This window comes from Mesorhizobium sp. M7A.F.Ca.CA.002.15.2.1 (genome assembly GCF_003998715.1).
Lineage (GTDB): Bacteria > Pseudomonadota > Alphaproteobacteria > Rhizobiales > Rhizobiaceae > Mesorhizobium > Mesorhizobium ciceri.
Genome location: NZ_RZPI01000889.1, coordinates 1 through 1851, shown reverse-complemented (window position 1 = coordinate 1851; position 1851 = coordinate 1). Strand labels below are relative to the sequence as shown.

The window sequence follows — 1851 nt, the reverse complement described above, 5'->3', positions numbered from 1 at the left end:
GCTGAGATTTGAGCATGCCAAAGCGGAGCGAATTTCGCCCCGCTTCAATCAGGTTACGTTTACGATCAGCCCGGCACAATGATAATCGAGGCGCCGTTCGACGCTGTGACCGCCGACAGACGGCCCTTTTTCAAGAACGACGGCTTCACATAAATCTTCTTCATTTTCAGACTCTCCTAAAATCCCAGCCTGATGATGCCATACTGCGGCCATCTGTCAACCATGCGAGCTGAAAGCAACAAACAATAAACCCAACAATGCGCGACCAGGGGCCAGGGTCCCTATTCTTTGCTTCGGGCCATCCCAAAACCAATTGCACCTGGAGTTTGCTCTCCAGCGCCGGCGCGATCCGCCAGAGATGCGCCGGATTAAAGCGTGACGCTGCTCGGGGCGTTTGCCGTGACGGCGGAAAGCTTGCCCTTCTTGACGAAGGTCGGCTTCGCGTAAGTCTTCTTCATGGTGTTCTCTCCTGAACTCTCGGCGAGCATGGCAGATGCGCGACATGTGTCAACCAAGCCGGGCGCCGACGGCGGCCCTCCTGGCGCTATCGGCTGGCGGCCAGCGCCTGGCCTCCGGCTCGCTCGACGGCACGGCCCGGCTATGGGGCATGGACACCGGCCACCAGATCGCGCTGTTCGACAGCAAGACCGGCCCGATCTATGCGGGCGTCCGCCGCGGTGCTGACCGGCGGCAATGATCGCACCACCCGCGACTGGCCGCCCGACGGCGGTGACGGCGTCGTGCTGTTTGCCGGCGCGTCGGAATGAGCAAATCTTGATCACCTTGTCCGCCGTGCTATGTAAAGCCCATGCCAGCATCCAGCCTCCCAGACAACGCGCCGCTCATCGTCATCGATCTCCAGACCGGTATGTTCGACGGCGTGCACGAACCGCCGATCCATGATGCGCCAGGCATAGTCGAGCGCACCAAAGCGGTGATCGACTGGGCGCGGGGCGGCGGGCGCAAGGTCGCATTTGTCAGGCATGATGGACCCGAAGGCGATCCGTTGGCACCGGATCAGCCGGGCTGGCCGGTTTGGCCCGCACTTGGCCAAGCTGCGGACGAGCCGACCTTTGCCAAATCCGTGCGCGATGCTTTCAGCAATCCCGCCTTCGGCGACTGGGTTGCCGGGCAGGGTGCGGGTGCTGTCGTGCTCCTGGGCGCGCAGACCGATTTTTGCGTGGCCGCGACGGTCAAGGGCGCGATCGCCAGAGGGCTCGGCGTGACCGTGGTGTCCGATGCGCACAGCACGCTGGACAATGCCAGCGAGAGTGCCGAGCAGGTCATCGTCAGGCACAATGGCGAATTCGCCGAGGCCGGCGTCAATCTGGTGACCACAAAGGCGCTTGTCGGCGGCTGAAGCCCGAACGTCGCCGCAGGCCGCATTATCAGGCAGGCCGGCTTGAGGACTTCGCGAGGGAAGACAGCGCCGGGCGCCTGCCGTGGTCGACGCGGACGGGGGGGGCGCATTGTTGGGATGGCTCGGGCGCCCGCGTCAACCAGGGCGGCTCGTACCGCCGCATTAGCAACATTGCACATTGCGTGCCGCTCGAAACTTCCGCGAAAGCGGAATAGGCCGGAGCAAAAGGGCGGATTCGGCTGAGACTTTCGGCGCGCTTTCCCGGTCCGGGAGTCAAAAAGCCTGCTGGTTATTGGAAATGTCGTTCAAGGCGTTTGCCGGTGCTGCACCGGATCGGCGAGGAACGACACCGCAATCAGGTCGTCGCCATCGATCCGGCCGTGACGATCTTCCATGATGGCCGCGACCTTTTGAAAGGTTTTCATTTCGGCATCCGTCACCCGCGCATCGCGCATCCGGGCCTGGAGATCGGCCAGGCGAACGCCCAAAGC

Annotated in this window: 5 protein-coding genes; 2 read left to right on the top strand and 3 right to left on the bottom strand. The window is 62.9% G+C overall.

Annotated elements, in window-relative coordinates; genetic code table 11:
• Window positions 1–65: 65 nt before the first annotated feature.
• On the bottom strand, window positions 66–164 hold the full coding sequence (locus tag ENZ74_RS30755) for a hypothetical protein (RefSeq protein ID WP_013530621.1): 99 nt from the start codon (window positions 162–164) through the stop codon (window positions 66–68).
• 204 nt (window positions 165–368) lie between these two features.
• A complete protein-coding gene (locus ENZ74_RS30750) occupies window positions 369–458 on the bottom strand; it encodes a hypothetical protein (RefSeq protein WP_081714185.1) in 90 nt (29 codons plus the stop codon).
• 35 nt (window positions 459–493) lie between these two features.
• On the opposite strand from ENZ74_RS30750, the gene ENZ74_RS30745 reads away from it, so the two are divergent.
• Both ENZ74_RS30745 and ENZ74_RS30740 read left to right on the top strand, forming a co-directional pair.
• Window positions 494–697: a hypothetical protein gene (locus ENZ74_RS30745; protein ID WP_063168627.1), complete on the top strand. Its 204-nt coding sequence runs from the start codon at window positions 494–496 to the stop codon at window positions 695–697.
• 111 nt (window positions 698–808) lie between these two features.
• On the top strand, window positions 809–1360 hold the full coding sequence (locus ENZ74_RS30740) for an isochorismatase family protein (protein ID WP_063168626.1): 552 nt from the start codon (window positions 809–811) through the stop codon (window positions 1358–1360).
• A 305-nt stretch (window positions 1361–1665) separates the two neighbouring features.
• On the opposite strand, the gene ENZ74_RS35490 is transcribed toward ENZ74_RS30740, so the two are convergent.
• A partial coding sequence (locus ENZ74_RS35490; protein WP_127313253.1) for a hypothetical protein occupies window positions 1666–1851 on the bottom strand: 186 nt, incomplete at its 5' end.

What these genes read in the sequence shown, in the direction of transcription:
- ENZ74_RS30755 (WP_013530621.1), bottom strand. Translation starts at nt 164, where the DNA reads ATGAAGAAGATTTATGTGAAGCCGTCGTTCTTGAAAAAGGGCCGTCTG.
- ENZ74_RS30750 (WP_081714185.1), bottom strand. Translation starts at nt 458, where the DNA reads ATGAAGAAGACTTACGCGAAGCCGACCTTCGTCAAGAAGGGCAAGCTT.
- ENZ74_RS30745 (WP_063168627.1), top strand. Translation starts at nt 494, where the DNA reads ATGCGCGACATGTGTCAACCAAGCCGGGCGCCGACGGCGGCCCTCCTG.
- ENZ74_RS30740 (WP_063168626.1), top strand. Translation starts at nt 809, where the DNA reads ATGCCAGCATCCAGCCTCCCAGACAACGCGCCGCTCATCGTCATCGAT.